The sequence below is a fragment of the Streptomyces sp. NPDC006372 genome, from assembly GCF_040612515.1.
GTDB lineage: Bacteria > Actinomycetota > Actinomycetes > Streptomycetales > Streptomycetaceae > Streptomyces.
In genome coordinates this window covers 97,354-121,820 of record NZ_JBEXQJ010000020.1, presented here as the reverse complement: position 1 = coordinate 121,820, position 24,467 = coordinate 97,354, and the positions used below count along the sequence as shown (strand labels likewise).

Below are 24,467 nucleotides of genomic sequence, written 5' to 3'. Positions count from 1 at the left end.
CAAGCTCCGCGGGGCGCCGGAGTGATCACTCCTCCCACACTTCTGCACAACCTCCCGCCGGGTCAGGCGGCGAAGGAGATGGTTCACGTGTCCGCTACGCCCGTGCTGGCGTTGCGCGGGGTCTCCAAGCGGTTCGGTGCCGTACAGGCGCTCACCGACGTAGAGCTTGAGGTCCACGCCGGTGAGGTGGTCGCCCTGGTCGGCGACAACGGCGCCGGAAAGTCCACGCTGGTCAAGACGATCGCCGGCGTGCACCCCATCGATGAGGGCGTCATCGAATGGGACGGCAGGTCCGTCCAGATCAACAAGCCGCACGACGCCCAGAACCTGGGCATCGCGACCGTCTACCAGGACCTCGCGCTGTGCGACAACATCGACGTCGTCGGCAACCTCTACCTCGGCCGGGAACTCCGCAAGCGCGGCGTCCTGGACGAGGTGGAGATGGAGCGCCGCTCCCGCGAGCTGCTCGACACGCTGTCGATCCGCATCCCCAGCGTGCGCATCCCGATCGCCTCGCTCTCCGGCGGCCAGCGCCAGACCGTGGCCATCGCCCGCTCCATGCTCGGCGAGCCCAAGCTGGTCATCCTCGACGAGCCCACCGCCGCCCTCGGCGTCGAACAGACCGCACAGGTCCTCGACCTCGTCGAGCGGCTGCGCGAGCGCGGCCACGCGGTGATCCTCATCAGCCACAACATGGCCGACGTCAAGGCCGTCGCGGACAAGGTCGCCGTGCTGCGCCTCGGCCGCAACAACGGCGTCTTCGAGGTCAAGTCGACCTCGCAGGAAGAGATCATCTCCGCCATCACGGGCGCCACGGACAACGCCGTGACCCGTCGTGCGGCGCGCACCAATGGGGAGATCAAGAAGTGAGCATCGACAAGACCAACGCGGCCCCGGGCGCGCCCGAGGACCACGTCGTGGCGAACCCCGAGGCGGCCAAGGCCGCCGTCACGGTCGTCGACCCCCGGCTGCTGGTGCGCGAGCAGGGCTTCGGGGGATACGTCACCGAGTTCAAGCGGAAGATGAAGTCCGGTGACCTGGGCTCCATTCCGGTCGTCCTCGGCCTGGCCGTCATCTGGATCATCTTCCAGAGCCTGAACTCCAACTTCCTCACCGCGGGCAACCTGTCCGACATGTCCGTCGCCATGGTCGGTACGGGCATGATCGCCGTCGGCATCGTCTTCGTGCTGCTGCTCGGCGAGATCGACCTGTCGGTCGGCTCGGTCAGCGGTGTCGCCGGTGCCGGCTTCGCCGTGCTGAACGTCACCCACGGCATGAACGAGTGGCTCGCCTTCGTGCTGGCCATCGTCACCGGCACGGTCGCCGGCGCACTGCACGGCTTCTTCTTCGCGAGGATCGGCGTCCCCGCGTTCGCCGTCACGCTGGCCGGCCTGCTGTTCTGGAACGGCTTCATGCTCCAGGTCCTGGGCGACAACGGCACCATCAACCTCGACCCGGACGGGGTCGTGGCCCAGCTGACCAGCTACTACTTCTCGGACGTCGCCGCGGCGTACGGGCTGGCCGCAGTCGTCACCGCCGGGTACTTCCTCAGCTCCTTCCTCGGCAACCGGCGGCGTGAGGCCGCGGGGGTGCCGTCGCGGCCGCTGAGCGAGACCATCGTGCGGACCGTGCTGCTGGCGGTCCTCGCGTTCGCCGTGGCCATCGTCTTCAACCAGTACAAGGGCCTGCCGCTGGCCGTGGTGATCTTCATCGTGGTGCTGCTGGTCACGGACTTCGTGCTGCGGCGCACGGCGTACGGGCGGAAGGTGTTCGCGCTCGGCGGCAGCGTCGAGGCGTCTCGGCGGGCCGGTATCAACGTGGAGCTGGTGCGGATCTCGGTGTTCGCTATCTCCGGGACCTTCGCCGCGGTGGGTGGTCTGTTCATCGCGTCGAAGATCGCGGCGGCGAACCAGGGTGCCGGTGGGGGTGACCTGCTGATGAACGCGATCGCCGCGGCGGTGATCGGTGGGACGTCGCTGTTCGGTGGGCGGGGGCGTACGTGGAACGCGCTGCTCGGTGTGCTGGTGATCGTGTCCATTCAGTACGGGCTGGCGCTGGAGGGTATTGCCTCGCCGGTGCAGTACATGATCACGGGTGGTGTGCTGTTGGCCACGGTGGTGATCGATGCGGTGACGCGTAAGACGCAGAAGACTGCGGGGCGGGCGTAGCGTCGTAGGGGTTGCGTTGGTTTTGCCGCTGCGGGTGCGTGGGGGCTGGTCGCGCCCACGCGGCGGAGCCGCAGGTTGAATGCAGCCCCGCGCCCCTGAGGTGCGTGACTGTGCCCGGCACTGTGAAGTGCCGGGCACAGGTGTGTCGTAGGTGGGGCGCAAGGTGGGTACAGCCGAACGCGTGACGTATGACGCATGGCCACGGCGCAGTCCTCAGGGGCGGAACATTAGACTCGACACGCCCGGCAACTGCTCGATCAGCTCTACTGCAAGGAGGCACGGGTGCCGCTGCTGACCCGTATCAGGGGACCGCGCGATCTGGACCGGCTCAGCCCGGAGGAGCTGAACCAGCTGGCGGAGGAGATCCGGACCTTCCTTGTCGAAGCGGTCTCCAAGACCGGCGGTCACCTCGGCCCCAACCTCGGCGTGGTGGAGCTCACCATCGCCCTGCACCGGGTCTTCGAATCGCCCAAGGACAAGGTGCTCTGGGACACCGGCCATCAGTCCTACGTGCACAAGCTGCTCACCGGCCGTCAGGACTTCTCCAAGCTGAAGATGAAGGGCGGCCTGTCCGGCTATCCCTCGCAGGCCGAGTCCGAGCACGACGTCATCGAGAACTCGCACGCCTCGACCGTCCTCGGCTGGGCCGACGGCCTCGCCAAGGCCAACCAGCTGCGCGAACGGGACGACCACGTCGTCGCCGTCATCGGTGACGGGGCGCTGACCGGCGGCATGGCCTGGGAGGCGCTGAACAACATCGCCGAGGCCAAGGACCGCCCCCTCGTCATCGTCGTCAACGACAACGAGCGGTCCTACGCGCCCACCATCGGCGGGCTCGCCAACCACCTCGCGACGCTGCGCACGACCGACGGCTACGAGCGCTTCCTGAGCCGCACCAAGGACATCCTCGATCGCACGCCGGTCGTCGGCAAGCCGCTCTACGAGACCCTGCACGGGGCCAAGAAGGGCCTGAAGGACTTCATCGCGCCGCAGGGCATGTTCGAGGACCTCGGCCTCAAGTACGTCGGGCCCATCGACGGGCACGACATCGAGGCGCTGGAGTCGGCGCTCGCCCGGGCCAAGCGGTTCGGCGGGCCGGTCATCGTGCACTGCCTCACCGAGAAGGGCCGCGGCTACCAGCCCGCCCTCCAGGACGAGGCCGACCGCTTCCACGCCGTCGGCAAGATCCACCCCGACACGGGCCTGCCCATCGCCTCCTCCGGCGCGGACTGGACGTCCGTGTTCGGCGAGGAGATGGTCAAGCTCGGCGAGGAGCGCGAGGACGTCGTCGCCATCACGGCGGCCATGCTCCAGCCGGTGGGCCTGGACAAGTTCGCCAAGCGGTTCCCCGAGCGGGTCTACGACGTCGGCATCGCCGAGCAGCACGGCGCGGTGTCGGCGGCGGGCCTGGCGACGGGCGGGGTGCACCCGGTGTTCGCGGTGTACGCCACCTTCCTCAACCGCGCCTTCGACCAGGTCCTGATGGACGTGGCGCTGCACAAGTGCGGTGTCACCTTCGTCCTGGACCGGGCCGGTGTCACCGGCACCGACGGCGCCTCCCACAACGGCATGTGGGACATGTCGATCCTCCAGGTCGTGCCCGGGCTGCGGCTCGCCGCGCCGCGTGACGCCGACCAGGTCCGGGCGCAGCTGCGCGAGGCCGTCGCCGTCGACGACGCGCCGACCGTGGTCCGCTTCTCCAAGGGCGCCGTCGGCCCCGCCGTGCCCGCCGTGGGCCGCGTCGGCGGCATGGACGTGCTGCGCGAGCCCGGCACCGACCGGCCGGACGTGCTGCTGGTCTCCGTCGGCGCGCTCGCGCCGATGTGCCTGGAGATCGCCGGACTGCTCGACCGGCAGGGCATCTCCACCACCGTCGTCGACCCGCGCTGGGTCAAGCCCGTCGACGAGGCCATGGCCCCGCTCGCCGAGCGGCACCGCGTGGTCGTCACCGTCGAGGACAACAGCCGCGTCGGCGGTGTCGGCTCGGCGGTCGCGCAGGCCCTGCGCGACGCGGGCGTCGACGTCCCGTTGCGCGACTTCGGCATTCCGCCGCGCTTCCTCGACCACGCCTCCCGCGCCGAGGTCATGGCCGAGATCGGCCTCACCGCGCCGGACATCGCCCGCCAGGTGACCGGGCTGGTCGCCAAGCTGGACGGACGGTACGAGCGCAGCGCCGCGGACGCCGTGGACTCCGTGGAGACCGCGCGCGACTGACGCCGCCGGGCGCGGCCGACACGCCTGAACGGGTTCGAATGGGCCGGTTTCCCCATCCTGAGGGTGGTGGAACCGGCCCATTGGCGTGAATCGGTCCGTGCCGGGGCATACGGATGGTGCCACCTCTCGATCATGTCGAGGACGACAAGCGTGGGAGGTCCCCGTGAGCAGCACCCTCTTCCGGACGAAGAAGGTCGAGCAGTCCATCCTCGACACCGAGGAGCCAGAGCACGCGCTCAAGAAGTCCTTGTCCGCGCTGGATCTGACCGTCTTCGGCGTCGGTGTGATCATCGGTACCGGCATCTTCGTCCTCACGGGCACCGTCGCGAAGGACAACGCCGGGCCCGCGGTGGCCCTGGCGTTCGTCGCGGCCGGCGTCGCCTGTGCGCTGGCCGCGCTCTGTTACGCGGAGTTCGCGTCGACGGTTCCGGTCGCCGGGTCCGCCTACACGTTCTCCTACGCCTCACTGGGCGAGTTGCCCGCCTGGATCATCGGCTGGGACCTGGTCCTGGAGTTCGCACTCGGGACGGCGGTGGTGGCCGTCGGCTGGTCCGGCTACGTCCAGTCGCTCCTGGACAACGCCGGCTGGACCATGCCGGCGGCGCTGGGCAGCCGGGACGGCGCCGACGGCTTCGGCTTCGACATCCTCGCCGCCGCGCTCGTCCTCGTCCTCACCGGCATCCTCGTGCTCGGCATGAAGCTGTCGGCGCGGATCACGTCGCTCGTCGTCGCGATCAAGGTGACGGTCGTCCTCGTCGTGATCATCGCGGGCGCGTTCCTCATCAACAGCGACAACTACGACCCGTTCATCCCGAAGGCGAAGCCCGTGGAGGCGGGGAGCAGTCTCCAGGCTCCACTGATCCAGCTCATGTTCGGCTGGGCGCCCTCCAACTTCGGCGTGATGGGCATCTTCACCGCCGCCTCGGTCGTGTTCTTCGCCTTCATCGGCTTCGACGTGGTGGCCACGGCGGCGGAGGAGACCCGCAACCCGCAGCGTGACATGCCGCGTGGCATCCTCGGCTCGCTGGTGATCTGCACCACGCTGTACGTCCTCGTGTCGATCGTCGTCACCGGCATGGAGCACTACACCAAACTGTCCGTCGACGCGCCGCTGGCCGACGCGTTCAAGGCCACCGGGCATCCGTGGTACGCGGGCTTCATCAGCTTCGGCGCCGCGGTCGGTCTGACGACGGTGTGCATGATCCTGCTGCTCGGCCAGACCCGGGTGTTCTTCGCGATGAGCCGTGACGGACTGCTGCCGCGGTTCTTCTCCCACGTCCACCCGCGGTTCAAGACCCCGCACCGGCCGACCATCCTGCTCGGCGTGATCATCGCGATCCTCGCCGGGTTCACGCCGCTGACCGAACTCGCCGCCCTGGTGAACATCGGCACGCTGTTCGCCTTCATCGTCGTCGCCATCGGCGTGATCATCCTCCGCAGGACCCGCCCCGACCTGCCCCGGTCCTTCCGCACCCCGTGGGTGCCGGTCATCCCGATCCTGTCGGTGTGCGCCTCACTCTGGCTGATGATCAACCTGCCCGCCGAGACGTGGGTGCGGTTCGCCATCTGGATGGTCGTCGGCTTCGCCGTGTACTTCCTCTACGGCCGCACCCACAGCCGCCTGGCAAGGCGCGAGGCGGGGGAGGAGCAGCCTTCGGCGTAGGCCGTAGTGGCCGGGTGCCTGCGGCGGCCTGTGGCTGCTTCGGTGGGGGTGCGCGTAGCGCGTGACGCCGGGTTGTGGGTCGGGGCCGCGCCGGGGGGTGTCCGTCCTCGGAACGGCGCGATGGGGGCAGACACCAACTAGCTGTCCGTTGACGCGCCAACCGCTGCGGGCGGACACCCCCCGACACGTCCCCTTCCGTGCGTACGCGAGTGCGGGCGCAATCCGCTTTAGCTGCGGGCAATCGTGCCGCTGGGGCGGCACGGGTGGGCGCAGCGGCACCTCGTCGCGCCGAACTGCGCAACGCCCCGGCCCCAGCACCAACGCCGAGCACCTACGGACGCACCGTACGCGGCCCCGCCACCTCCGCCCCCAGCTCCCCGACCCGCCTCCGCAACTCCCGGTCCGCCGTGACCACCAGTACGGAACGCCCCGCGGCCCGCGCGACAACGTCCACCATGTGATCGTCCCCACTGTTCGGCGCCGACTCCACCCGCACCCCCGGGACCGATTCCACCCCCCGAGCAGCCCCCTCCACCACGAGCACGACCTCGACCGGCCCGGCAACCCCCGGCACCCCGTCCGCCGCCAACCGGTCCCGCAACCGCTCCGCCGCCCCCCGCCGATCCCGCCACCACCCGTCCGGCACCGACCCGACGACGTTCGCGGCGTCGACGACGACAAGCAGAGGCAGGTGGTCGTTCATGTGGCCAGGATCGCACGGGACATGACCGCCCGGCGGGGGCCCGGCCGCCCGGCCCGCATAAGGTGAACTGGTGAACGGCGACTGGCTCATCCGCGGCCGCGACGGCCGCCTCACCGTCTATCTCCCCTCAGGCGACGCCGTCCTGTGCCGTGCGGAACGCGGCCCCACCGGCTCCTGGGAAGACGTTCCCCGCACCGTCGGCGGCAGCCAGAAGCTGCACCCGGGTGCGGCGGTCGGCCAGGGCGCCGACGGGTACGCCCATCTGGCCGCCTGGCGGCCCACCGTGCCGGGGGAGTCGGGGCTCGTGCACTCCACGCATTTCCGGCCGGGGCTCGCCCCCCTGGACTGGGTCCCGATCGGGCACCCGGATCAGAAGGGCGACCGGACGGGCCCGCCGGCCGTCGCCGTCGATGGCGCGGGGCGCGGCTACGTCTTCGTCCGGAACAAGGGCGGCGGGGTGAGCCTGCGCAACCAGAAGGTCAAGGGCGGCTGGGGAGGCTGGCTGGACCTTGAAGGCCATGACGTCGAGGGGGAGTTGGCCGCCGTGACCGGGGAGTCGGGGCTCGTGGAGGTGTACGCCTGCGGGCCCGGCGGGATCCTGCACTGGCGGCAGGAGGCGGACGGGAAGAAGCCGGTGCGGACCGAAGGCGTCGACGTGCCCGCCCGGCCGGGGACCCTGCGCGCGCTCGCCACGTCCGCCGAGCACACCACGCTCTTCTTCACGGACACGTCCGGTGACCTGTGCGCCTGGCGCCCGGGCGAGAAGCCGGTGACGCTCATCGGGTCGGCCGGGCCGGGACCGGTGTCCGCCGTGCGGTGTGAGATCGAGGGGCACGACTGCACCGTGCTCGCCCAGCGGTCGGCGAGCGGCCGGGTCGCCTTCGCCGCCTATCCGACGGAGCACGAGTCGGCCGGCGCCTGGTGGACCGAGTCGGGCCCCCGACTGCCCGCCGACGGGGCGGTGTCGCTGGCGCTCGACGAGCACGACCAGGTCGTCGCGGCCAGCTCCTCCCCGTCCACCGGCACGCTCCGGCTCGCCCGCCGCAAGGACGAACCGGGGCTGGCACTCACCGCATGGCAGGAGCTCTGAGGGGAGCCCGCCCGACCCGGCCTCCCGTCCATCGACCGTACCTACCTGCAGACCACAGGAGTTCAGATGACAGTGAGACGAAGACTCTTCCTCGGCGCCTTCACGGCGGGCGCCGTGACCGTCGCCACCGGATCGGAGGCCGCGGCGGCCGACGACGGGTACACCCAGTACACCGCGCCCGCCGCGTTCTACGGCGCGTCGCCGACCGAGTACGTCGTGAAGATAAACTACGCGGCCACGTCCGGCGACAAGGCCGCGCTCAACGTGACGTCCGTCAATCCGGAGTCGTCCGCGATGTACCTCAGCGGTGCGGAGCGGGCCCAGCGGGGCACACTGAAGATCACCCACAACGGGTACGCCGACGGCTCGGACCACGGCGCCTCGGGGCTCTCCATCGACCTCAGGACAAAGGGGACGGCCGCCCAGGGCATCTTCGTCACCGCGACCGACGCCCCGACCAAGGGCGCGCTGATCGTGCTGCGCAACAACCCCGGCCTGGAGGACTTCGTCGTCAAGGGCAGCGGCCGCACCGGGATAGGCATCGGCGTCGGAGCCACCCCCGGCGGCCAGCTCCACGTGGTCCAGCGGTCCGAGGCTCCCGCACTGCTCGTCGAGGGCACGACGCGCCTCGACGGGACGGCGCGTCTCGACGACGTCACCGCAGAGCCGGCCAAGGAGCAGGGCGGCGGCTCCCTCTTCGCCCGGGGCGGCGCCCTGTACTGGAAGGGCGGCAACGGCAAGGTCACCCTCGTGGCCCAGGCATAAGGGGGGAACCGATGGAACTGACCCCCGAGCAGCTCGTCGCCGAGTTCCAGGACGCCGTCATGGAGCTGTACTTCGCCCGTAAGCGCATCGCCGTCCTGGAGGCGGAGAACGCGGAGCTGAGGACACGGCTCGAATCCGCCGAACAGCGCGACTCATGACAGGAGGGCCTCCGCACAGTGCGGAGGCCCTCCTCAGTCACCCATGGGGGGTTACGCCGGAACCGACGCCACGCCCTGGGCCAGGAACCTCTTGCCGTTCACTCGCTCGGAGACGCCCTCGCGGTCCAGGTACGGCGTGATGCCGCCCAGGTGGAAGGGCCAGCCGGCGCCCGTGATGAGGCACAGGTCGATGTCCTGCGCCTCGGCGACGACGCCCTCGTCGAGCATGATGCCGATCTCCTGCGCCACCGCGTCGAGCACACGGTCGCGGACCTGCTCCTCCGTCAGGACGCTGTCGCCCTGCTTCAGCAGCGCGGCGACCTCCGGGTCGAGCTCGGGCTTGCCGCTGTCGTACACGTAGAAGCCGCGCTTGCCCGCCTTGACGACGGCCGCGAGGTTCGGGGAGACCGTGAAGCGGTCCGGGAAGGCCCTGTTGAGCGTCTCGGAGACGTGCAGACCGATGGCCGGGCCGACCAGCTCCAGCAGGACCAGCGGCGACATCGGCAGACCGAGCGGCTCGACGGCCTTCTCGGCGACCTCGACCGGGGTGCCCTCGTCGATGACGTTCTGGATCTCGCCCATGAAGCGGGTCAGGATGCGGTTCACGACGAACGCCGGGGCGTCCTTGGTGAGGACCGCGGTCTTCTTCAGCTTCTTGGCGACGCCGAACGCCGTGGCGAGGGAGGCGTCGTCGGTCTGCTCGCCGCGGACGATCTCCAGCAGCGGCAGCACGGCGACCGGGTTGAAGAAGTGGAAGCCGACGACCCGCTCGGGGTGCTGCAGCTTCGACGCCATCTCCGACACCGACAGCGAGGAGGTGTTGGTGGCGAGGATCGCGTGCGCCGGGGCGACCGCCTCGACCTCCGCGAACACCTTCTGCTTGACACCCATCTCCTCGAACACGGCCTCGATGATGAAGTCCGCGTCCGCGAAGCCCTCGGCCTTGTCCAGCACACCGGACACCAGCGCCTTGAGGCGGTTGGCCTTGTCCTGGTTGATGCGGCCCTTGCCGAGCAGCTTGTCGATCTCGGCGTGGACGTAGCCCACACCCTTGTCGACGCGCTCCTGGTCGATGTCGGTCAGCACGACCGGCACCTCCAGGCGGCGCAGGAACAGCAGCGCGAGCTGGCTGGCCATCAGACCGGCGCCGACGACACCGACCTTGGTGACCGGGCGGGCCAGGGACTTGTCCGGGGCACCGGCGGGGCGCTTGCCGCGCTTCTGCACCAGGTTGAAGGCGTAGATGCCGGAGCGCAGTTCGCCGCCCATGATGAGGTCGGCGAGGGCCTTGTCCTCGGCGTCGTAGCCCTGCTGGAGGTCGCCGTTCTTGGCGCCGGCGATGATGTCCAGGGCGCGGTAGGCGGCCGGGGCGGCGCCGTGCACCTTGGAGTCCGCGATGAATCGGCCCTTGGCGACGGCCTGGTCCCAGGCCTCACCGCGGTCGATCACCGGGCGCTCGATCTCCAGCTCGCCCTTGAGGACGGCGGCGGTCCAGATCAGCGACTGCTCCAGGAAGTCCGCGCCCTCGAAGATCGCGTCGGCGATCCCGAGCTCGTAGACCTGCTTGCCCTTGAGCTGCTTGTTCTGGTTGAGGCTGTTCTCGATGATCACCGAGACGGCCTTCTCGGGGCCGATCAGGTTCGGCAGCAGCGTGCAGCCACCCCAGCCCGGGACCAGGCCCAGGAACACCTCGGGCAGCGAGAACGCCGGGAGCGCCGCGGAGACGGTGCGGTAGGTGCAGTGCAGACCGACCTCGACACCGCCGCCCATCGCGGCACCGTTGTAGTACGCGAAGGTAGGCACGGCCAGCTTGGACAGCCGCTTGAAGACCTCGTGGCCGCCCTTGCCGATGGCGAGGGCGTGCTCGTACTCCTTGAGGATCTCCACGCCCTTGAGGTCGGCGCCGACCGCGAAGATGAACGGCTTGCCGGTGATGCCGACGCCGATGATCTCGCCGTCCGCCGCCTCCTTCTCGACCTGGTCGATCGCGGCGTTCAGGTTCGCCAGCGAGGCCGGGCCGAAGGTGGTCGGCTTGGTGTGGTCGTGGCCGTTGTCCAGGGTGATCAGGGCGAAGCGGCCCGCACCCAGGGGGAGGTCGAAGTGGCGTACGTGCGCAACTGTGACGACCTCGTCCGGGAACAGCTCGGAAGCCTGCTTGAGAAGCTCGGCGGTGGTGCTCACTTGTCCCCCTCGAAGTGCGGGTTCTCCCAGATGACCGTCGCGCCCATGCCGAAGCCGACGCACATGGTGGTCAGGCCGTAGCGGACGTGCGGCTGCTCCTCGAACTGGCGGGCCAGCTGCGTCATCAGGCGGACGCCGGAGGAGGCCAGCGGGTGGCCGAACGCGATGGCGCCGCCGTACTGGTTGACGCGCTCGTCGTCGTCGGCGATGCCGTAGTGGTCGAGGAAGGCCAGGACCTGGACGGCGAAGGCCTCGTTGATCTCGAACAGGCCGATGTCGGAGATGGACAGGCCGGCCTGGGCCAGCGCCTTCTCCGTGGCCGGGATGGGGCCGTAGCCCATGACCTCCGGCTCCACGCCCGCGAAGGAGTAGGAGACCAGGCGCATCTTCACGGGGAGGTCGTGCTCCCGCGCGAACTCCTCGGAGGCGATGACCGAGGCGGTGGCGCCGTCGTTCAGACCGGCCGCGTTACCGGCGGTGACCCGGCCGTGGACGCGGAACGGGGTCTTCAGGCCGGAGAGGTTCTCCAGGGTCGTGCCCGGGCGCATCGGCTCGTCGGCGGTGACCAGGCCCCAGCCCGTCTCACCGGCCTCGGGGGAGGTGCGGCGAACCGAGATCGGCACCAGGTCGGCCTGGATCTTGCCGTTGGCGTACGCCTTGGCGGCCTTCTCCTGGGAGCGCACGGCGTACTCGTCGGCGCGCAGCTTGGTGATCTGCGGGTACCTGTCGTGCAGGTTCTCCGCGGTCATGCCCATGAACAGGGCCGACTCGTCGACCAGCTTCTCGGAGACGAACCGCGGGTTCGGGTCCACGCCCTCACCCATGGGGTGACGGCCCATGTGCTCGACACCACCGGCGATGGCGACGTCGTACGCACCGAAGGCGACGGAGCCGGCCACCGTGGTGACGGCGGTCAGGGCGCCGGCGCACATGCGGTCGATTGAGTAGCCGGGGACCGACTGCGGCAGACCGGCGAGGATGCCGGCCGTGCGGCCGATGGTGAGTCCCTGGTCACCGATCTGCGTGGTCGCGGCGATGGCGACCTCGTCGATCTTCTTCGGGTCGAGTCCGGGGTTGCGGCGCAGCAGCTCCCGGATCGCCTTCACGACGAGGTCGTCGGCACGGGTCTCGTGGTAGATGCCCTTGGGGCCCGCCTTGCCGAACGGGGTGCGGACGCCGTCGACGAAGACGACGTCCCTGACGGTACGAGGCACGATGGCTCTCCTCCAGGGTCCGGGACTGCATTGCTGCTGCATGCGCTGAGCGCGCGCTCAGGCCCATGCTACTTGTGGGTAACGTAGCTGCCCAGTCCTGACAGGCGGAGCGGTGAAGGTCACATCCGAGCAGTCACCGAGGCGGCGCCGTGGACCCCCGGGGTGTGAGCACGGGAGTGGGCACGGGAGGGGACCCGGCCTCGCCGCCGGTGATCACCGAGAACAACGTCCGGGCCACCTCCGCCCCGAATCCGTGCACGTCATGGCTCATCGCGGAGAGCGTCGGATGCGTGAGCCGGCACAGCTGCGAGTCGTCCCACGCCAGCAGGGACACGTCCTCCGGCACCCGCAGTCCCATCTCCGCCGCCACCGACAACCCCGCCACCGCCATGATGTCGTTGTCGTACACGATCGCGGTCGGCCGGTCCGGCGGCGCGGCCGTCAGCAGCGACCGTGTCGCCCGCGCCCCCGCGTCCCCCGAGAAGTCCGTCGCCACCTGCCACGCCCCGGCCAGCTCCAGCGCCCCCGCCGCCTCGTCGAACGCCGCCGTCCGGATCGCCGTGTGCCCGAGGGCCGCCGCCCCGCCGACCCGGGCGATCCGCCGGTGCCCGAGTGCGGCCAGGTACCGCACCGCTTCCGTGACGGCCGTGGCGTCGTCGGTCCACACGGAGGTGAGCCCCCCGGTCAGTGAAGGGTGCCCGACGGCGACCACCGGCAGCCCGAGCCCCTCCACCAGGCCCACCCGGGGATCACCGGCCCGGAAGTCGACGAGGATCGAGCCGCCGACCTGACGCCCCCGCCACCAGGCCTTCTGGACCCGCACCTCCTCGTCCATGCTCCGTACGAGCCGCAGCAGCAGGGAGCAGGAGTGCTCGGCCAGGACGCTCTCCACGCCCGAGACGAACTCCATGTACCAGGGTTCGAGCCCGAGCATCCGTGCCGGCCGGCACACCGCGAGCCCCACCACGTCCACGCGGGATCCGGCCAGTGTCCGCGCCGTGAGGTTCGGCGCCCAGCCGAGCTCCCGCGCGGCCCGGAAGATCCGGTCCCGGGTCGCCTCCGACAGCCCGGGTTTGTGGTTGAAGGCGAGCGACACGGCCCCCTTGGACACGCCGGCGCGGGCGGCGACGTCCCTGATGGTGACGCGGGGGGCCGGTGGCGTCGCCGTCATCGGGTGGGCTCCACGCAGTACAGGGCCGAACGAGCACTCCGGACGTCCGGAGTCTTCCAGCCGCGCACCCCGATGGTCACCTCTTCGCCCGGCAGCAGCGTGACCAGCCCCCGGTCGGCCCGCGCTTCCGGATCCAGCCGGTCGGCCTGGAGCAGCAGGTCCCGGACCAGGGTGCGGGCGGTCACGGTGATGCCGTCCGGGGCGAGCGCGACCTCGAACTCGGGGACGGGGTAGGGGATGTCCCGGTCGGCCACCGGGAAGTACAACGCCCGCAGCCCACCGGCACCCGCGCCCGCGTCCGTCCTCGCCCCGGTGTCCGTGTCCGGGCCCGCTTCCGCAACCGCGTCCGATCCCGCCTGCGCAGGGGCGCCCGCGCCCGTCTTCGCCCCGGTGTTCGCGTGCAGGCCTGCTTCCGCAGCCGCAGCCGGGCTCACACCCCCGCCCGCATCCGCGACCAGGAACTCCTCCGGCCCGACCGGTGTCAGCTCGCGCGGGACGACGAGTCGTGTCACGTTCCGCCGCGGAGCCGCAAGTTCCACGGCCGCCCGCGCCAGCACCTCACCCGCGACGGACATCCGCCGCAGGGTCACGGTCTCCCTCCACTCCTCCGCCCCCTGGTTGACGGCGGCCAACTCGAGCAGGCCGTCGCGCGCCCGCAGCGTCAGCAACCGGTCCGCGTACAGCCGTTTCAGCTCGTGGTACAGCGGCTTCTCCCGGCCGTCCCCGTCGATCGCCGCCCAGGACGTCACCGGCCAGCAGTCGTTGAGCTGCCAGACGACCGTGCCCGCGCACACCGGCCAGTGCGCGCGCCAGTGCTCGATCCCGGCCGCGACCGCCCGCGCCTGGTTGAGCTGCGTGAGGTAGTGCCAGCGGTCGAAGTCCCCCTTCGGCACGGCGAAGTGCCGGGCCAGCCCCCGCTCCAGCTTGCCGTTGCCGTCGTCGGCCTTCTGGTGGTGCAGCATGCCGGGGGAGTCCGCCGCGAGTTCCTCACCGGGCAGCGCCCGGCGCAGCGTGGCGTACGAGGGCGGCGCCTGCCAGCCGAACTCGGCGACGAACCGGGGCACGCTCAGCCGGTAGTCGGCGTAGTCCTCCCGGTTCCACACCTCCCACGAGTGGTGGGTGCCGTGCGCCGGGTCGTTCGGGTGGTGCCGCCAGGACCCGGACCAGGGGCTGCCCGCCGTGTAGGGCCGGGTCGGGTCCGACTCGGCCACCACACGCGGCAGTACGCCCAGGTAGTACCCCTCGCCCCAGGAGTCCCCGGCCAGCCCCGGCTCCCACCCCCAGTCCCGGAAGCCCCACAGGTTCTCGTTGTTGCCGTTCCACAGCACCAGCGACGGATGCGGCATCAGCCGTACGACGTTCTCCCGCGCCTCGGCCTCCACCTCACTACGCAGCGGCTGCTCCTCCGGGTAGGCCGCGCACGCGAACGGGAAGTCCTGCCAGACCAGCAGCCCGAGTTCGTCGCAGGCGTCGTAGAAGTCCTCGCTCTCGTAGATCCCGCCGCCCCAGACCCGCACCAGGTCCACGCCCGCCCCGGCGGCCTGCTCCAGCCGCTCCCGGTAGCGCGCGCGGGTGATCCGGGACGGGAAGACGTCGTCGGGGATCCAGTTGACGCCCCGGGCGAAGAGCCGCTCGCCGTTGACGACCAGGGTGAATCCGGTCCCGTGCGCGTCGGGCCGGCGGTCCAGCTCCACGGTCCGGAAGCCGATCCGGCGCCGCCACACGTCCAGCGCGTCGTCACCGTGCAGCAGGCGCAACTCGACCTCGTACAGCGGCTGTTCGCCGTACCCGCGGGGCCACCACACCTCCGCGTCCGGCACCCGGAGCCGCACCACCCCGCCCGCCCCCTCGACCGCCGCCCGCGCCCGCACCCCGCCCACCGTCGCCTCCACGGCGAGCGGCGCCTCCACCCGGGTCCGCTCGACGTCGACGGCCAGCTCGACGACTCCCACCCCCTCCTCGACGGTGACCAGCGGACGCACCCGGGCGATCCGGGCCGTCGACCAGCGCTCCAGCCGCACCGGCCGCCAGATCCCGGCCGTCACCAGGGTCGGCCCCCAGTCCCAGCCGAACGAGCAGGCCATCTTGCGCAGGTACTGGTAGGGCTCGGTGTACGCGGCGGGCCGCTCGCCCAGCCGCCCCCGTACGGCCTCGGCCTCGGCGTACGCGGAGACGAACCGCACGGACAGCCGCCCGGACAGCCCCGTGACGTCGAACCGGTACGAGCGGTGCATGTTCCGCACCGTCCCCAGCGGCCGCCCGTCCAGGGAGATCTCGGCGACGGTGTCGAGCCCGTCGAAGACCAGGTCGGTCTGTTCGTGCCGCTCCTGCCGCTCCGGCACGGACGAGCCGCCGAGCTCCCGCTCGTACGTCCAGTCGCGGCGCCCCACCCACGCCACCTCGGTCTCGCCCCGGCCGAGGAACGGGTCCGGGATCACCCCGGCCGCCATCAGGTCCGTGTGCACGCAGCCCGGCACCGAGGCCGGCAGCGCCTCCGACCCGTGCCGCAGGATCCATCCGTCGCCGAGCGGTGTGGCCTCCAGCATGCGCACTCCCTTGACCGGTTCAGTGAAGAGTTGTGTGTGGCTCTCGCATCCTTGGCGGGAATGGGACTTTACCGGTTGAGAAAGCGCTGTCAGAGTGCCGAACCAGCCATACCGCACGTGCTCTTCCGTCCCGAGTTCCTCTCCGCGAACGGAGCTGATGCACATGAACCGCCGTACCTTCCTCGCCCTCGCCGTGGGCGCCGCCCTGCTGGCCTCCGGCTGCACCGGCACCGGAGGCGCCTCGAAGGGCGCGGACGCCGAGGCGCCCGACGACCCGGCCAAGGTCAGCGGGACCATCACCGTCCTCACCCACCGGACCGACCTCGTGCAGGACGGGACGATGAAGAAGTACGCCGCCGAGTTCAACAGGACCTACCCGAAGGTGAAGGTCGAGTTCGACGGCATCACCGACTACGAGGGCGAAGTCAAGATCCGTATGAACACGGAAAACTACGGTGACGTCCTCATGATCCCCGGCGTGATCGAGAAGAAGGACTACCCCAAGTTCTTCGCCTCGCTGGGCAGTCAGGCCGAGCGGAGCAAGAAGTACCGCTTCACCGACTACACCATGGTCGAGGGCAAGGTCTACGGCCAGAGCCCGCTCGGCGCGGTCCCGGGCTTCATCTACAACAAGAAGGTGTGGCAGAAGGCCGGCGTCACCGACTGGCCGAAGACCCCGGCCGAGTTCCTCGCCGGCCTCAAGGCGATCAAATCCCGGACCGACGCGATCCCGTACTACACCAACTTCAAGGACATGTGGCCGCTCACCCAGTGGACGCAGGTCAACGGCTCGGTCGGCTGCGACGAACAGGCCACCACGAAGCTCGCCGAGGGCGACCCGTGGGCCGAGGGCGCCGACCTCCGGACAGCCGACACGCTGCTCTACGACATCGTGCGCGCCGGGCTCGTCGAGAAGGACCCGACCACCACCAACTGGGAGGCGTCCAAACCCAAGCTGGCCAAGGGGGACATCGCCACGATGTGGCTCGGCTCCTGGGCCGTCATCCAGATGCGGGGCGCGGCGAAGCAGGCCGGCGCGAACCCCGACGACATCGGGTTCATGCCCTTCCCGGCGCAGAAGAACGGCATGTTCTGCGCGGTGGCGCTGCCCGACTACAACCAGGCCGTCAACATCCACTCCGAGCACAAGGCCGCCGCCCGCGCCTGGATCGACTGGTTCACCGACAAGTCCGGTTACGCGGCGGACAACCTGGCGCTGTCCCCGCTCAAATCCGCCCCGCTGCCCGAGGTCCTGAAGCCGTACGAGGAGGCCGGGGTGCGCATCCTCGACCTCGACGACACCAAGGGGGCCGAGGTGAAGACCATCGACAACCAGTCCGAGGTCGGCATCAACAAGCCCGACTACCGCCAGGATCTGGTCGACCTCGCCCGCGGTGCCACCAAGGGCAGCCTGGACGACTTCCTGGACGGCCTCGCGAAGAAGTGGACCGACACCCAGCGGACCCTGGGGTCCTGATGACGGACACGACCGAGAAGGCGGCCCGCGCGGCGGTGCCCGGTCCGCCCGCTCCCGGCCCGGCCCCCGCCCCGCGCCCCGCGCGGTGGCGCGGGGCCACCCCCTGGCTCTTCCTGCTCGCCCCGCTCACCCTGCTGATCGTCTTCACGTACGCGCCGATCGCCAACATGGTCGCGTACAGCTTCACCGACTGGGACGGAGTGAGCCCCGAGCTGCACTACACGGGCGCCGAGAACTACGCCGAACTCTTCACCCGCTCCGACCTGTTCGAGGTCTTCTGGGTCAGCGGCTACTACCTGGCGGCCTCGGTCCTCCAGATCGTCCTCGCCCTCTACTTCGCCACGATCCTGAGCTTCAACGTCCGCTTCCGGAACTTCTTCAAGGGCGTGCTGTTCTTCCCCTACCTGATCAACGGGGTGGCGATCGGCTTCGTCTTCCTCTACTTCTTCCAGGACGGCGGCACCCTCGACTCGGTCCTCGGCCTCCTCGGCATCGAGACGGACCACGCGTGGCTCGGCTCCCCGACGTCGGCGAACACCTCCCTCGCCGCCGTCTCGGTCTGGCGCTACCTGGGCCTGAACTTCGTCCTCTTCCTGGGCGCGATCCAGTCCGTCCCCGGTGAGCTCTACGAGGCGGCCGAGCTGGACGGCGCGAACCGCTGGCACCAGTTCCGTCACATCATCGCGCCCGGCATCAAACCGGTGCTGTCCCTGACGGTGATCCTCTCGGTCTCCGGCTCGCTGTCGGTCTTCGAGATCCCGTACATCATGACCGGCGGGGCGACCGGCACCGAGACCTTCGTTATCCAGACCGTGAAGCTGGCCTTCCAGTTCAACAAGACGGGGCTCGCCTCGGCGGCCGCGATCGTGCTCCTGCTGATCGTCCTGGCGGTGACCTGGATCCAGCGGCGCCTCGTTCCCGACGACAAGGTGGACCTCGTATGACGCGCCGCGCCGTGGCCCGAACGCTCGTGTATCTGTCCCTGGTCGCCGCGACGGTGGTGGTCCTGCTCCCGCTGGCGGCCGTACTCCTGACGTCCCTCAAGTCCGAGCGGGAGATGGCGAACGACAGCGGCGCCCTCGCCCTCCCCGACGACCTGCTCAACTTCCACAACTACGCGACGGCGTTCCAGGACGGCCGGATGCTCTCGGCCTTCGCCAACACGGCGGTCATCCTGCTCTTCGCCATCGGCGGCACGGTCCTCATCGGCTCCATGACCGCCTACGCCATCGACCGGTTCCGGTTCCGTTTCCGCAAGCTGGTCCTGGCCCTGTTCCTGATCGCTGCGCTGGTCCCCGGCGTCACGACCCAGGTGGCGACCTTCCAGATCGTCAACAGCTTCGGCATGTTCGACAGCCTGTGGGCCCCGATCGCCCTCTACATGGGCACGGACATCGTCTCGATCTACATCTTCCTGCAGTTCGTCCGGTCCATCCCGGTCTCACTCGACGAGGCGGCCCGGATCGACGGCGCCAACGCCTTCACGATCTACCGAAAGATCATCTTCCCGCTGCTGAAGCCGGCGATCGCGACGGTGGTGATCGTCAAGGGCATCACCATGTACAACGACTTCTACATCCCCTTCCTCTACATGCCCTCCGAAGATCTTGGCGTGATCTCGACGTCCCTGTTCCGCTTCAAGGGCCCCTTCGGCGCCCACTGGGAGACCATCTCGGCAGGAGCGATCCTCGTCATCGCCCCCACCTTGATCGTCTTCCTGTTCCTGCAGCGCTTCATCTACAACGGCTTCACGCAAGGGGCCACGAAGTAGGCGCCCTTCTTCTCAGGGGCGCGGGGAACTGCGCGAACAACCACACACGACCCGCGGTCGCCGTACGTGGAGAACCCCCTACGGCGACTGGGTGGACAGTGCCTCCACCAGAACGGGCGTGACCTGCTCGACCTGCCAGGCCCGAGCCCCATGACCGGCCAGCGCCTCCGCAACCGACTCGGCGTTCACATCCTGCGGCGGCTCCCAGCACACCCGCCGCACCGTATCCGGCGTGATCAGATTCTCCTGCGGCATGTTGAGCCGCTCGGCCAGCGCCGAAACCCCGGCCCGCGCCGCCGACAGCCGCGCCGCGGCCGCGGGATCCTTGTCGGCCCAGGCGCGGGGCGGCGGCGGCCCCGCCACCGGCTGCCCCGGCTGCGGCAACTGGGCCTCGCTCAGCCCCTTCGCCCGGTCCACCGCCGACTGCCACTGCTCCAGCTGCCGCTTGCTCATGCGGTGTCCGTACCCGTTCAGCGCGGCCAGTGCGTGCACGTTGGCCGGAAGAGCCAGCGCCGCCTCCACGATCGCCGCGTCCCCGAGCACCTTGCCGGGCGAGACGTCCCGCCGCTGCGCGATCCGGTCCCGGGTCTGCCACAGCTCCCGTACGACGGCCAGCTGCCGTCGCCGGCGCACCTTGTGCATCCCGGACGTACGCCGCCAGGGGTCCTTGCGCGGCTCCGGCGGCGGGGCCGAGGCGATCGCGTCGAACTCCTGGCGGGCCCAGTCCAGCTTGCCCTGCCGGTCCAGCTCCTTCTCCAGCGCGTCACGCAGGTCGACGAGCAGCTCGACGTCCAGCGCCGCGTACCGCAGCCAGGGCTCCGGGAGCGGACGGGTGGACCAGTCGACGGCGGAGTGTCCCTTCTCCAGGACGAAGCCGAGGACGCCCTCGACCATCGCGCCGAGGCCGACCCGGGGGAATCCGGCGAGCCGCCCGGCGAGCTCGGTGTCGAAGAGCCGTGTCGGCACCATGCCTATCTCGCGCAGGCAGGGCAGGTCCTGGGTGGCGGCGTGCAGCACCCACTCGACGCCGGACAGGGCCTCGCCCAGGGCGGAGAGGTCGGGGCAGGCGACGGGGTCGATCAACGCGGTTCCGGCGCCCTCGCGGCGCAGCTGCACCAGGTAGGCGCGCTGCCCGTAGCGGTAGCCGGACGCCCGCTCGGCGTCGACGGCGACCGGGCCGGTGCCCGCCGCGAAGGCGGCGATCACCCGGGCCAGGGCGGCCTCGTCCGCGATGACGGGCGGAATGCCCTCACGCGGCTCCAGCAAAGGGATCGGCGCCTCCGTAGCAGAAGTTCCGCCGTCGTCCGGAGGGGCGCCTCCGGTGGTTCGCAGTGAGCTGTCTGCTGCGGTCTCGTGGGCGTCGGTCACATGTCAAGGGTATCCGTGTATGGACAGCGCCCGCCGACGGAACGTTCCGTCGACGGGCACCCGGGGGTCGCAAACCAGTCAGCTCGGGGAAACGCCGGGTTCGCGAGCCGTGCGGGCATGGACGGGATCCACGGTCCGATCCCGTTCAGGTGACTGAATGATCACGAAGGGTCATCGGAAGAAGGTCAGTGAATGATCCCGGTCCGCAGGGCGACCGCGACCATGCCGGCCCGGTCGCCCGTGCCGAGCTTGCGGGCGATGCGGGCGAGGTGGCTCTTGACCGTCAGGGCGGACAGGCCCATCGAGACGCCGATCGCCTTGTTCGACTGGCCCTCGGCGACCAGGCGCAGCACCTCGACCTCGCGGCCGGACAGCTCGCGGTAACCGCCCGGGTGGCTCGGGGCACCCGGGGGGCGGCGGTGCAGACGGGCGGCGGCGGCGCCGATGGGGGCGGCGCCCGGGCGAGTGGGGAGTCCGACGTTGGTGCGCGTGCCGGTGACGACGTAGCCCTTCACCCCGCCGGCGAGCGCGTTGCGCACGGCGCCGATGTCGTCGGCGGCGGAGAGGGCGAGCCCGTTGGGCCAGCCCGCGGCGCGGGTCTCCGACAGCAGGGTGAGGCCGGAGCCGTCGGGCAGGTGGACGTCGGCGACGCAGATGTCGCGGGGGTTGCCGATGCGGGGACGAGCCTCCGCGATGGACGAGGCCTCGATGACATCGCGTACGCCGAGCGCCCACAGGTGACGGGTCACGGTGGAGCGAACACGCGGGTCGGCCACGACCACCATGGCGGTGGGCTTGTTCGGGCGGTAGGCGACCAGGCTTGCGGGCTGCTCGAGGAGAACGGACACCAGGCCTCCTGGGGTGCGGGACGGGGCCGGCTCGTGGGGGTGAAGCCGGGACGAACCGTGCTTTCAAGGTCACAGTCGTCTTCGGCACCCAACCCGTCCGCCTTTAGAGAATGATCACGAATCGGTGATAACAATCCGTGCAATTCGGACACGCGGTCGATCATTCGAAGGTCGAACGGTTTCGCTCTGCGTCGGTACGCGGTCGAAAGTGGCCGTATCGACAAAGTGATTCGGCCAAGAGGGGGACGCAGGTGTGATCGTCGACAGGACGTGGTTGACCGCCCCGTACAGGTTCGATCAGCACGAGGTCGGAACGGGTTCGATCAGCGGGACTGGGGCCCCCGCCGCTGCGGCAGCGTCACCACCGACGCGTCGCCGGGTCCGGCCGGCGGCAGGCCCGCGACCTGGGCGAGGAGATCGCACCAGGACGCCAGGTGCGCGGCCGTGTCCGGTGCCCCGCCCAGGCCCTCGCGCGGCGTCCACGACGCCCGGATCTCGATCTGGGAGGCGGCCGGGCGCGCGGACAGCCCGCCGAAGTAGTGGGAGCTCGCCCGCGTGACCGTGCCGCTCGGCTCCCCGTACGTCAGCCCGCGCGCCTGGAGCGCGCCGGTCAGCCAGGACCAGCACACCTCCGGCAGCAGCGGGTCCGCGGCCATCTCCGCCTCCAGCTCCGCGCGCACCAGCGTCACCAGCCGGAACGTGCCCCGCCAGGCGTCGTGCCCGGCCGGGTCGTGCAGCAGCACCAGCCGGCCGTCGGCCAGGTCCTGGTCGCCGTCGACGACCGCGGCCTCCAGCGCGTAGGAGTACGGGGCGAGCCGCTTCGGCGGGGGCGTCGGCTCGACCTCGATCTGGGGCCGCAGCCGCGCCGCCCTGAGCGCGTCGACGGCGGCCCGGAAGGGCGGCGGGACGGAGTCCGCCTCCCGCCGGTCCTTCTCGGTGTCCTTCGCTTCGTCCATTCCGCCAGCGCCGTCCGACAGTCGTCCCTGAGCCGCAGCCATGCGGGAAGATTACGGGGACCGGAGCCCGGGTGCCGGGCTAGACACCCCGCGCCTCTCCAGGGGCTGAATCACGCCCATCGGCGGCGTGCGAAACTTTCCCCGTGAGTGCCAACGACGCCCCCCGGGCCCAGCAGCCGTCCGCCACGTACGACTCCGCCTTCCTCAAGGCCTGCCGGCGCGAGCCCGTACCCCACACCCCCGTGTGGTTCATGCGGCAGGCCGGGCGCTCACTGCCGGAGTACCGCAAGGTGCGCGAGGGCGTTCCGATGCTCGAGTCCTGCATGCGGCCCGAACTGGTCACCGAGATCACCCTCCAGCCGGTGCGCCGGCACAACGTGGACGCGGCGATCTACTTCAGCGACATCGTCGTCCCGCTCAAGGCCATCGGCATCGACCTCGACATCAAGCCCGGTGTCGGCCCGGTCGTCGAGCGCCCGATCCGCAGCCGCGAGGACCTCGCCCAACTGCGCAACCTGACCCCCGAGGACGTCTCCTACGTCACCGAGGCCATCGGCCTGCTCACCCGCGAGCTCGGCGCCACGCCCCTCATCGGCTTCGCCGGCGCCCCCTTCACCCTCGCCAGCTACCTCGTCGAGGGCGGCCCTTCCCGCACGTACGAGAACGCCAAGGCGATGATGTACGGCGACCCCGAGCTCTGGGCCGACCTGCTCGACCGCCTCGCCGGCATCACGGCCGCCTTCCTGAAGGTGCAGATCGAGGCGGGCGCCTCGGCGGTCCAGCTGTTCGACTCCTGGGCGGGCGCCCTGGCCCCCGTCGACTACCGGCGCTCGGTGCTGCCGGCGTCGGCGAAGGTGTTCGAGGCCGTGGCCGGCTACGGCGTGCCGCGCATCCACTTCGGCGTCGGCACCGGCGAGCTGCTCCCGCTCATGGGCGAGGCCGGCGCGGACGTCGTCGGCGTCGACTGGCGCGTCCCCATGGACGAGGCCGCGCGCCGCGTCGGCCCCGGCAAGGCGCTGCAGGGCAACCTCGACCCGACCGTGCTGTTCGCCCCGACGGAGGCCGTCGAGGCCAAGACCCAGGAGGTCCTGGACGCGGCGGCGGGCCTGGAGGGCCACGTCTTCAACCTCGGCCACGGCGTCATGCCGGCCACGGACCCGGACGCGCTGACGCGGCTGGTGGAGTACGTCCACACACGGACGGCCCGCTGACGGACGGCCCGCTGACGGACCGCGCCGAGCGGTCCTACCAGCCCGGCCGCGCCCGCCTGCCGAAGAGGATGCCCCGGGGCTCCGGAGGCGGTGGCGTGCCGGGCCGCAGCGGCCAGGCGATCAGCATCCCGGCGACGAAACCGGCGACGTGCGCCGTGTACGCCACCGTGCCGGCGTCGGAGAGGCCCTCGCCGGAGGAGTACACCGCCTGCAGGACGAACCAGAAGCCCAGCACGATCCAGGCCGGCAGGCGGAGCGGCAGGAAGATCAGGAACGGGACCAGGACCCAGACCCGGGCCTTCGGGTAGAGCACCAGATAGGCGCCCAGCACCCCGGCGATCGCCCCGGACGCGCCGATCAGGGGGGCGCCCGAGCCGGCGTTGAGGAGCGCGAAGCCGTACCCCGCCGCGTAGCCGCAGACGACGTAGAAGAGCAGGAACCGGACGTGGCCCATCCGGTCCTCGATGTTGTTTCCGAAGATCCACAGGAACAGCATGTTGCCCAGCAGGTGCAGCCAGCTGCCGTGCAGGAACATCGCTGTCAGGACGCTGAGTTCCGGGGACTTGTCGTAGGCCGGCGGGCCGACGACACAGCCGGCTCCCTGGGAGCCGACGCCGACGTCGCCCGTGGGTACCAGCCGTGGCATCTGATGCTGGATCAGCTCGCGGGGCACCGCCGCGTAGTGGTCCAGGAACGCCTGGAGGTGGCACAGCTGGGCCAGGCTGCTCTCACCCGTCACGGAGCCGGCCATGCCGGGGGTGCGCAGGAACACGATGATGTTGGCGGCGAGCAGGGCGTACGTCACCCACGGGGTGCGCCGCACGGGATTCACGTCATGGACGGGGATGACCACATCCCCCGTGTGCCCGGTGAGGCCCCGGTGAATCGGAGGGCATGGCTGAACGCAGCCGTGCGGGTGTGCGTATGTGTCGGCAACCGCCCGCGGCGCGGGGAAGGCGGGTC

The 24,467-nt window shown here is 70.6% G+C and carries 20 protein-coding genes; 11 read left to right on the top strand and 9 right to left on the bottom strand.

What is annotated here, in order from left to right:
• Positions 1-78 precede the first annotated feature (78 nt).
• The 4 genes from ABZ016_RS26530 to ABZ016_RS26515 all read left to right on the top strand — a co-directional run bounded on the left by ABZ016_RS26530 (position 79) and on the right by ABZ016_RS26515 (position 6,045).
• On the top strand, positions 79-870 hold the full coding sequence (locus tag ABZ016_RS26530) for an ATP-binding cassette domain-containing protein (protein WP_356919197.1): 792 nt from the start codon (positions 79-81) through the stop codon (positions 868-870).
• Entirely contained in the window at positions 867-2,168 is a 1,302-nt protein-coding gene (locus ABZ016_RS26525; protein ID WP_356919196.1) for a sugar ABC transporter permease, read from the top strand. The genes ABZ016_RS26530 and ABZ016_RS26525 overlap by 4 nt, the downstream gene beginning before the upstream one ends.
• 282 nt (positions 2,169-2,450) lie before the next feature.
• Entirely contained in the window at positions 2,451-4,382 is a 1,932-nt protein-coding gene (dxs, locus tag ABZ016_RS26520) for a 1-deoxy-D-xylulose-5-phosphate synthase (protein WP_356919195.1), read from the top strand.
• A 163-nt stretch (positions 4,383-4,545) separates the two neighbouring features.
• Positions 4,546-6,045, top strand: coding sequence for an amino acid permease (locus ABZ016_RS26515; RefSeq protein WP_356919194.1), 1,500 nt, complete (start codon positions 4,546-4,548; stop codon positions 6,043-6,045).
• Between the two features lie 331 nt (positions 6,046-6,376).
• On the opposite strand, the gene ABZ016_RS26510 is transcribed toward ABZ016_RS26515, so the two are convergent.
• Positions 6,377-6,748 (bottom strand): NTP pyrophosphohydrolase, encoded by a 372-nt coding sequence (locus tag ABZ016_RS26510; protein WP_356919193.1) that lies wholly within the window; start codon positions 6,746-6,748, stop codon positions 6,377-6,379.
• 70 nt (positions 6,749-6,818) lie between these two features.
• On the opposite strand from ABZ016_RS26510, the gene ABZ016_RS26505 reads away from it, so the two are divergent.
• The 3 genes from ABZ016_RS26505 to ABZ016_RS26495 all read left to right on the top strand — a co-directional run bounded on the left by ABZ016_RS26505 (position 6,819) and on the right by ABZ016_RS26495 (position 8,761).
• On the top strand, positions 6,819-7,838 hold the full coding sequence (locus ABZ016_RS26505) for a hypothetical protein (RefSeq protein ID WP_356919192.1): 1,020 nt from the start codon (positions 6,819-6,821) through the stop codon (positions 7,836-7,838).
• Positions 7,839-7,904: 66 nt separating this feature from the next.
• Positions 7,905-8,603, top strand: coding sequence for a hyaluronoglucosaminidase (locus tag ABZ016_RS26500; RefSeq protein ID WP_356919191.1), 699 nt, complete (start codon positions 7,905-7,907; stop codon positions 8,601-8,603).
• A gap of 11 nt (positions 8,604-8,614) precedes the next feature.
• Positions 8,615-8,761 (top strand): hypothetical protein, encoded by a 147-nt coding sequence (locus tag ABZ016_RS26495; protein WP_356919190.1) that lies wholly within the window; start codon positions 8,615-8,617, stop codon positions 8,759-8,761.
• 51 nt (positions 8,762-8,812) lie between these two features.
• Here the strand turns inward: ABZ016_RS26495 and ABZ016_RS26490 are convergent, their stop codons facing one another.
• The 4 genes from ABZ016_RS26490 to ABZ016_RS26475 form a co-directional block, all read right to left on the bottom strand.
• Entirely contained in the window at positions 8,813-10,942 is a 2,130-nt protein-coding gene (locus ABZ016_RS26490; RefSeq protein ID WP_356919189.1) for a 3-hydroxyacyl-CoA dehydrogenase NAD-binding domain-containing protein, read from the bottom strand.
• The gene (locus ABZ016_RS26485) at positions 10,939-12,156 is read right to left on the bottom strand and encodes an acetyl-CoA C-acyltransferase (protein WP_356919188.1); all 1,218 of its coding nucleotides are present in this window, start codon (positions 12,154-12,156) and stop codon (positions 10,939-10,941) included. Before ABZ016_RS26485 ends, ABZ016_RS26490 begins: the two co-directional genes overlap by 4 nt.
• A 133-nt stretch (positions 12,157-12,289) precedes the next feature.
• Positions 12,290-13,327, bottom strand: coding sequence for a LacI family DNA-binding transcriptional regulator (locus ABZ016_RS26480; RefSeq protein WP_356919187.1), 1,038 nt, complete (start codon positions 13,325-13,327; stop codon positions 12,290-12,292).
• Positions 13,324-15,873, bottom strand: coding sequence for a glycoside hydrolase family 2 protein (locus ABZ016_RS26475; protein ID WP_356919186.1), 2,550 nt, complete (start codon positions 15,871-15,873; stop codon positions 13,324-13,326). The genes ABZ016_RS26480 and ABZ016_RS26475 overlap by 4 nt, the downstream gene beginning before the upstream one ends.
• A gap of 163 nt (positions 15,874-16,036) precedes the next feature.
• Between ABZ016_RS26475 and ABZ016_RS26470 the strand changes: the two genes are divergently transcribed.
• From ABZ016_RS26470 to ABZ016_RS26460, 3 genes are read left to right on the top strand one after another with little or no spacing between them, the layout of a single operon-like run.
• A complete protein-coding gene (locus ABZ016_RS26470) occupies positions 16,037-17,350 on the top strand; it encodes an ABC transporter substrate-binding protein (protein ID WP_356919185.1) in 1,314 nt (437 codons plus the stop codon).
• Positions 17,350-18,294 carry a sugar ABC transporter permease gene (locus tag ABZ016_RS26465; protein ID WP_356919184.1) on the top strand — a complete coding sequence of 315 codons (945 nt, stop codon included), beginning with the start codon at positions 17,350-17,352 and terminating at the stop codon, positions 18,292-18,294. Before ABZ016_RS26470 ends, ABZ016_RS26465 begins: the two co-directional genes overlap by 1 nt.
• A complete protein-coding gene (locus tag ABZ016_RS26460) occupies positions 18,291-19,121 on the top strand; it encodes a carbohydrate ABC transporter permease (RefSeq protein ID WP_356919183.1) in 831 nt (276 codons plus the stop codon). Before ABZ016_RS26465 ends, ABZ016_RS26460 begins: the two co-directional genes overlap by 4 nt.
• A 78-nt stretch (positions 19,122-19,199) precedes the next feature.
• Here ABZ016_RS26460 and ABZ016_RS26455 read toward each other — a convergent pair whose 3' ends face one another.
• The 3 genes from ABZ016_RS26455 to ABZ016_RS26445 all read right to left on the bottom strand — a co-directional run bounded on the left by ABZ016_RS26455 (position 19,200) and on the right by ABZ016_RS26445 (position 22,335).
• The gene (locus ABZ016_RS26455; protein ID WP_356919182.1) at positions 19,200-20,489 is read right to left on the bottom strand and encodes a ribonuclease D; all 1,290 of its coding nucleotides are present in this window, start codon (positions 20,487-20,489) and stop codon (positions 19,200-19,202) included.
• Positions 20,490-20,674: 185 nt separating this feature from the next.
• Positions 20,675-21,337: a response regulator transcription factor gene (locus ABZ016_RS26450; protein ID WP_003993737.1), complete on the bottom strand. Its 663-nt coding sequence runs from the start codon at positions 21,335-21,337 to the stop codon at positions 20,675-20,677.
• A 323-nt stretch (positions 21,338-21,660) separates the two neighbouring features.
• On the bottom strand, positions 21,661-22,335 hold the full coding sequence (locus ABZ016_RS26445; protein WP_356919181.1) for a DUF3000 domain-containing protein: 675 nt from the start codon (positions 22,333-22,335) through the stop codon (positions 21,661-21,663).
• Between the two features lie 101 nt (positions 22,336-22,436).
• Between ABZ016_RS26445 and hemE the strand changes: the two genes are divergently transcribed.
• Complete coding sequence (gene hemE, locus ABZ016_RS26440; RefSeq protein WP_356919180.1) at positions 22,437-23,504, top strand: uroporphyrinogen decarboxylase; 1,068 nt, start codon at positions 22,437-22,439, stop codon at positions 23,502-23,504.
• A 34-nt stretch (positions 23,505-23,538) separates the two neighbouring features.
• Here hemE and ABZ016_RS26435 read toward each other — a convergent pair whose 3' ends face one another.
• On the bottom strand, positions 23,539-24,357 hold the full coding sequence (locus tag ABZ016_RS26435; protein WP_356919179.1) for a rhomboid family intramembrane serine protease: 819 nt from the start codon (positions 24,355-24,357) through the stop codon (positions 23,539-23,541).
• Positions 24,358-24,467: the final 110 nt, after the last annotated feature.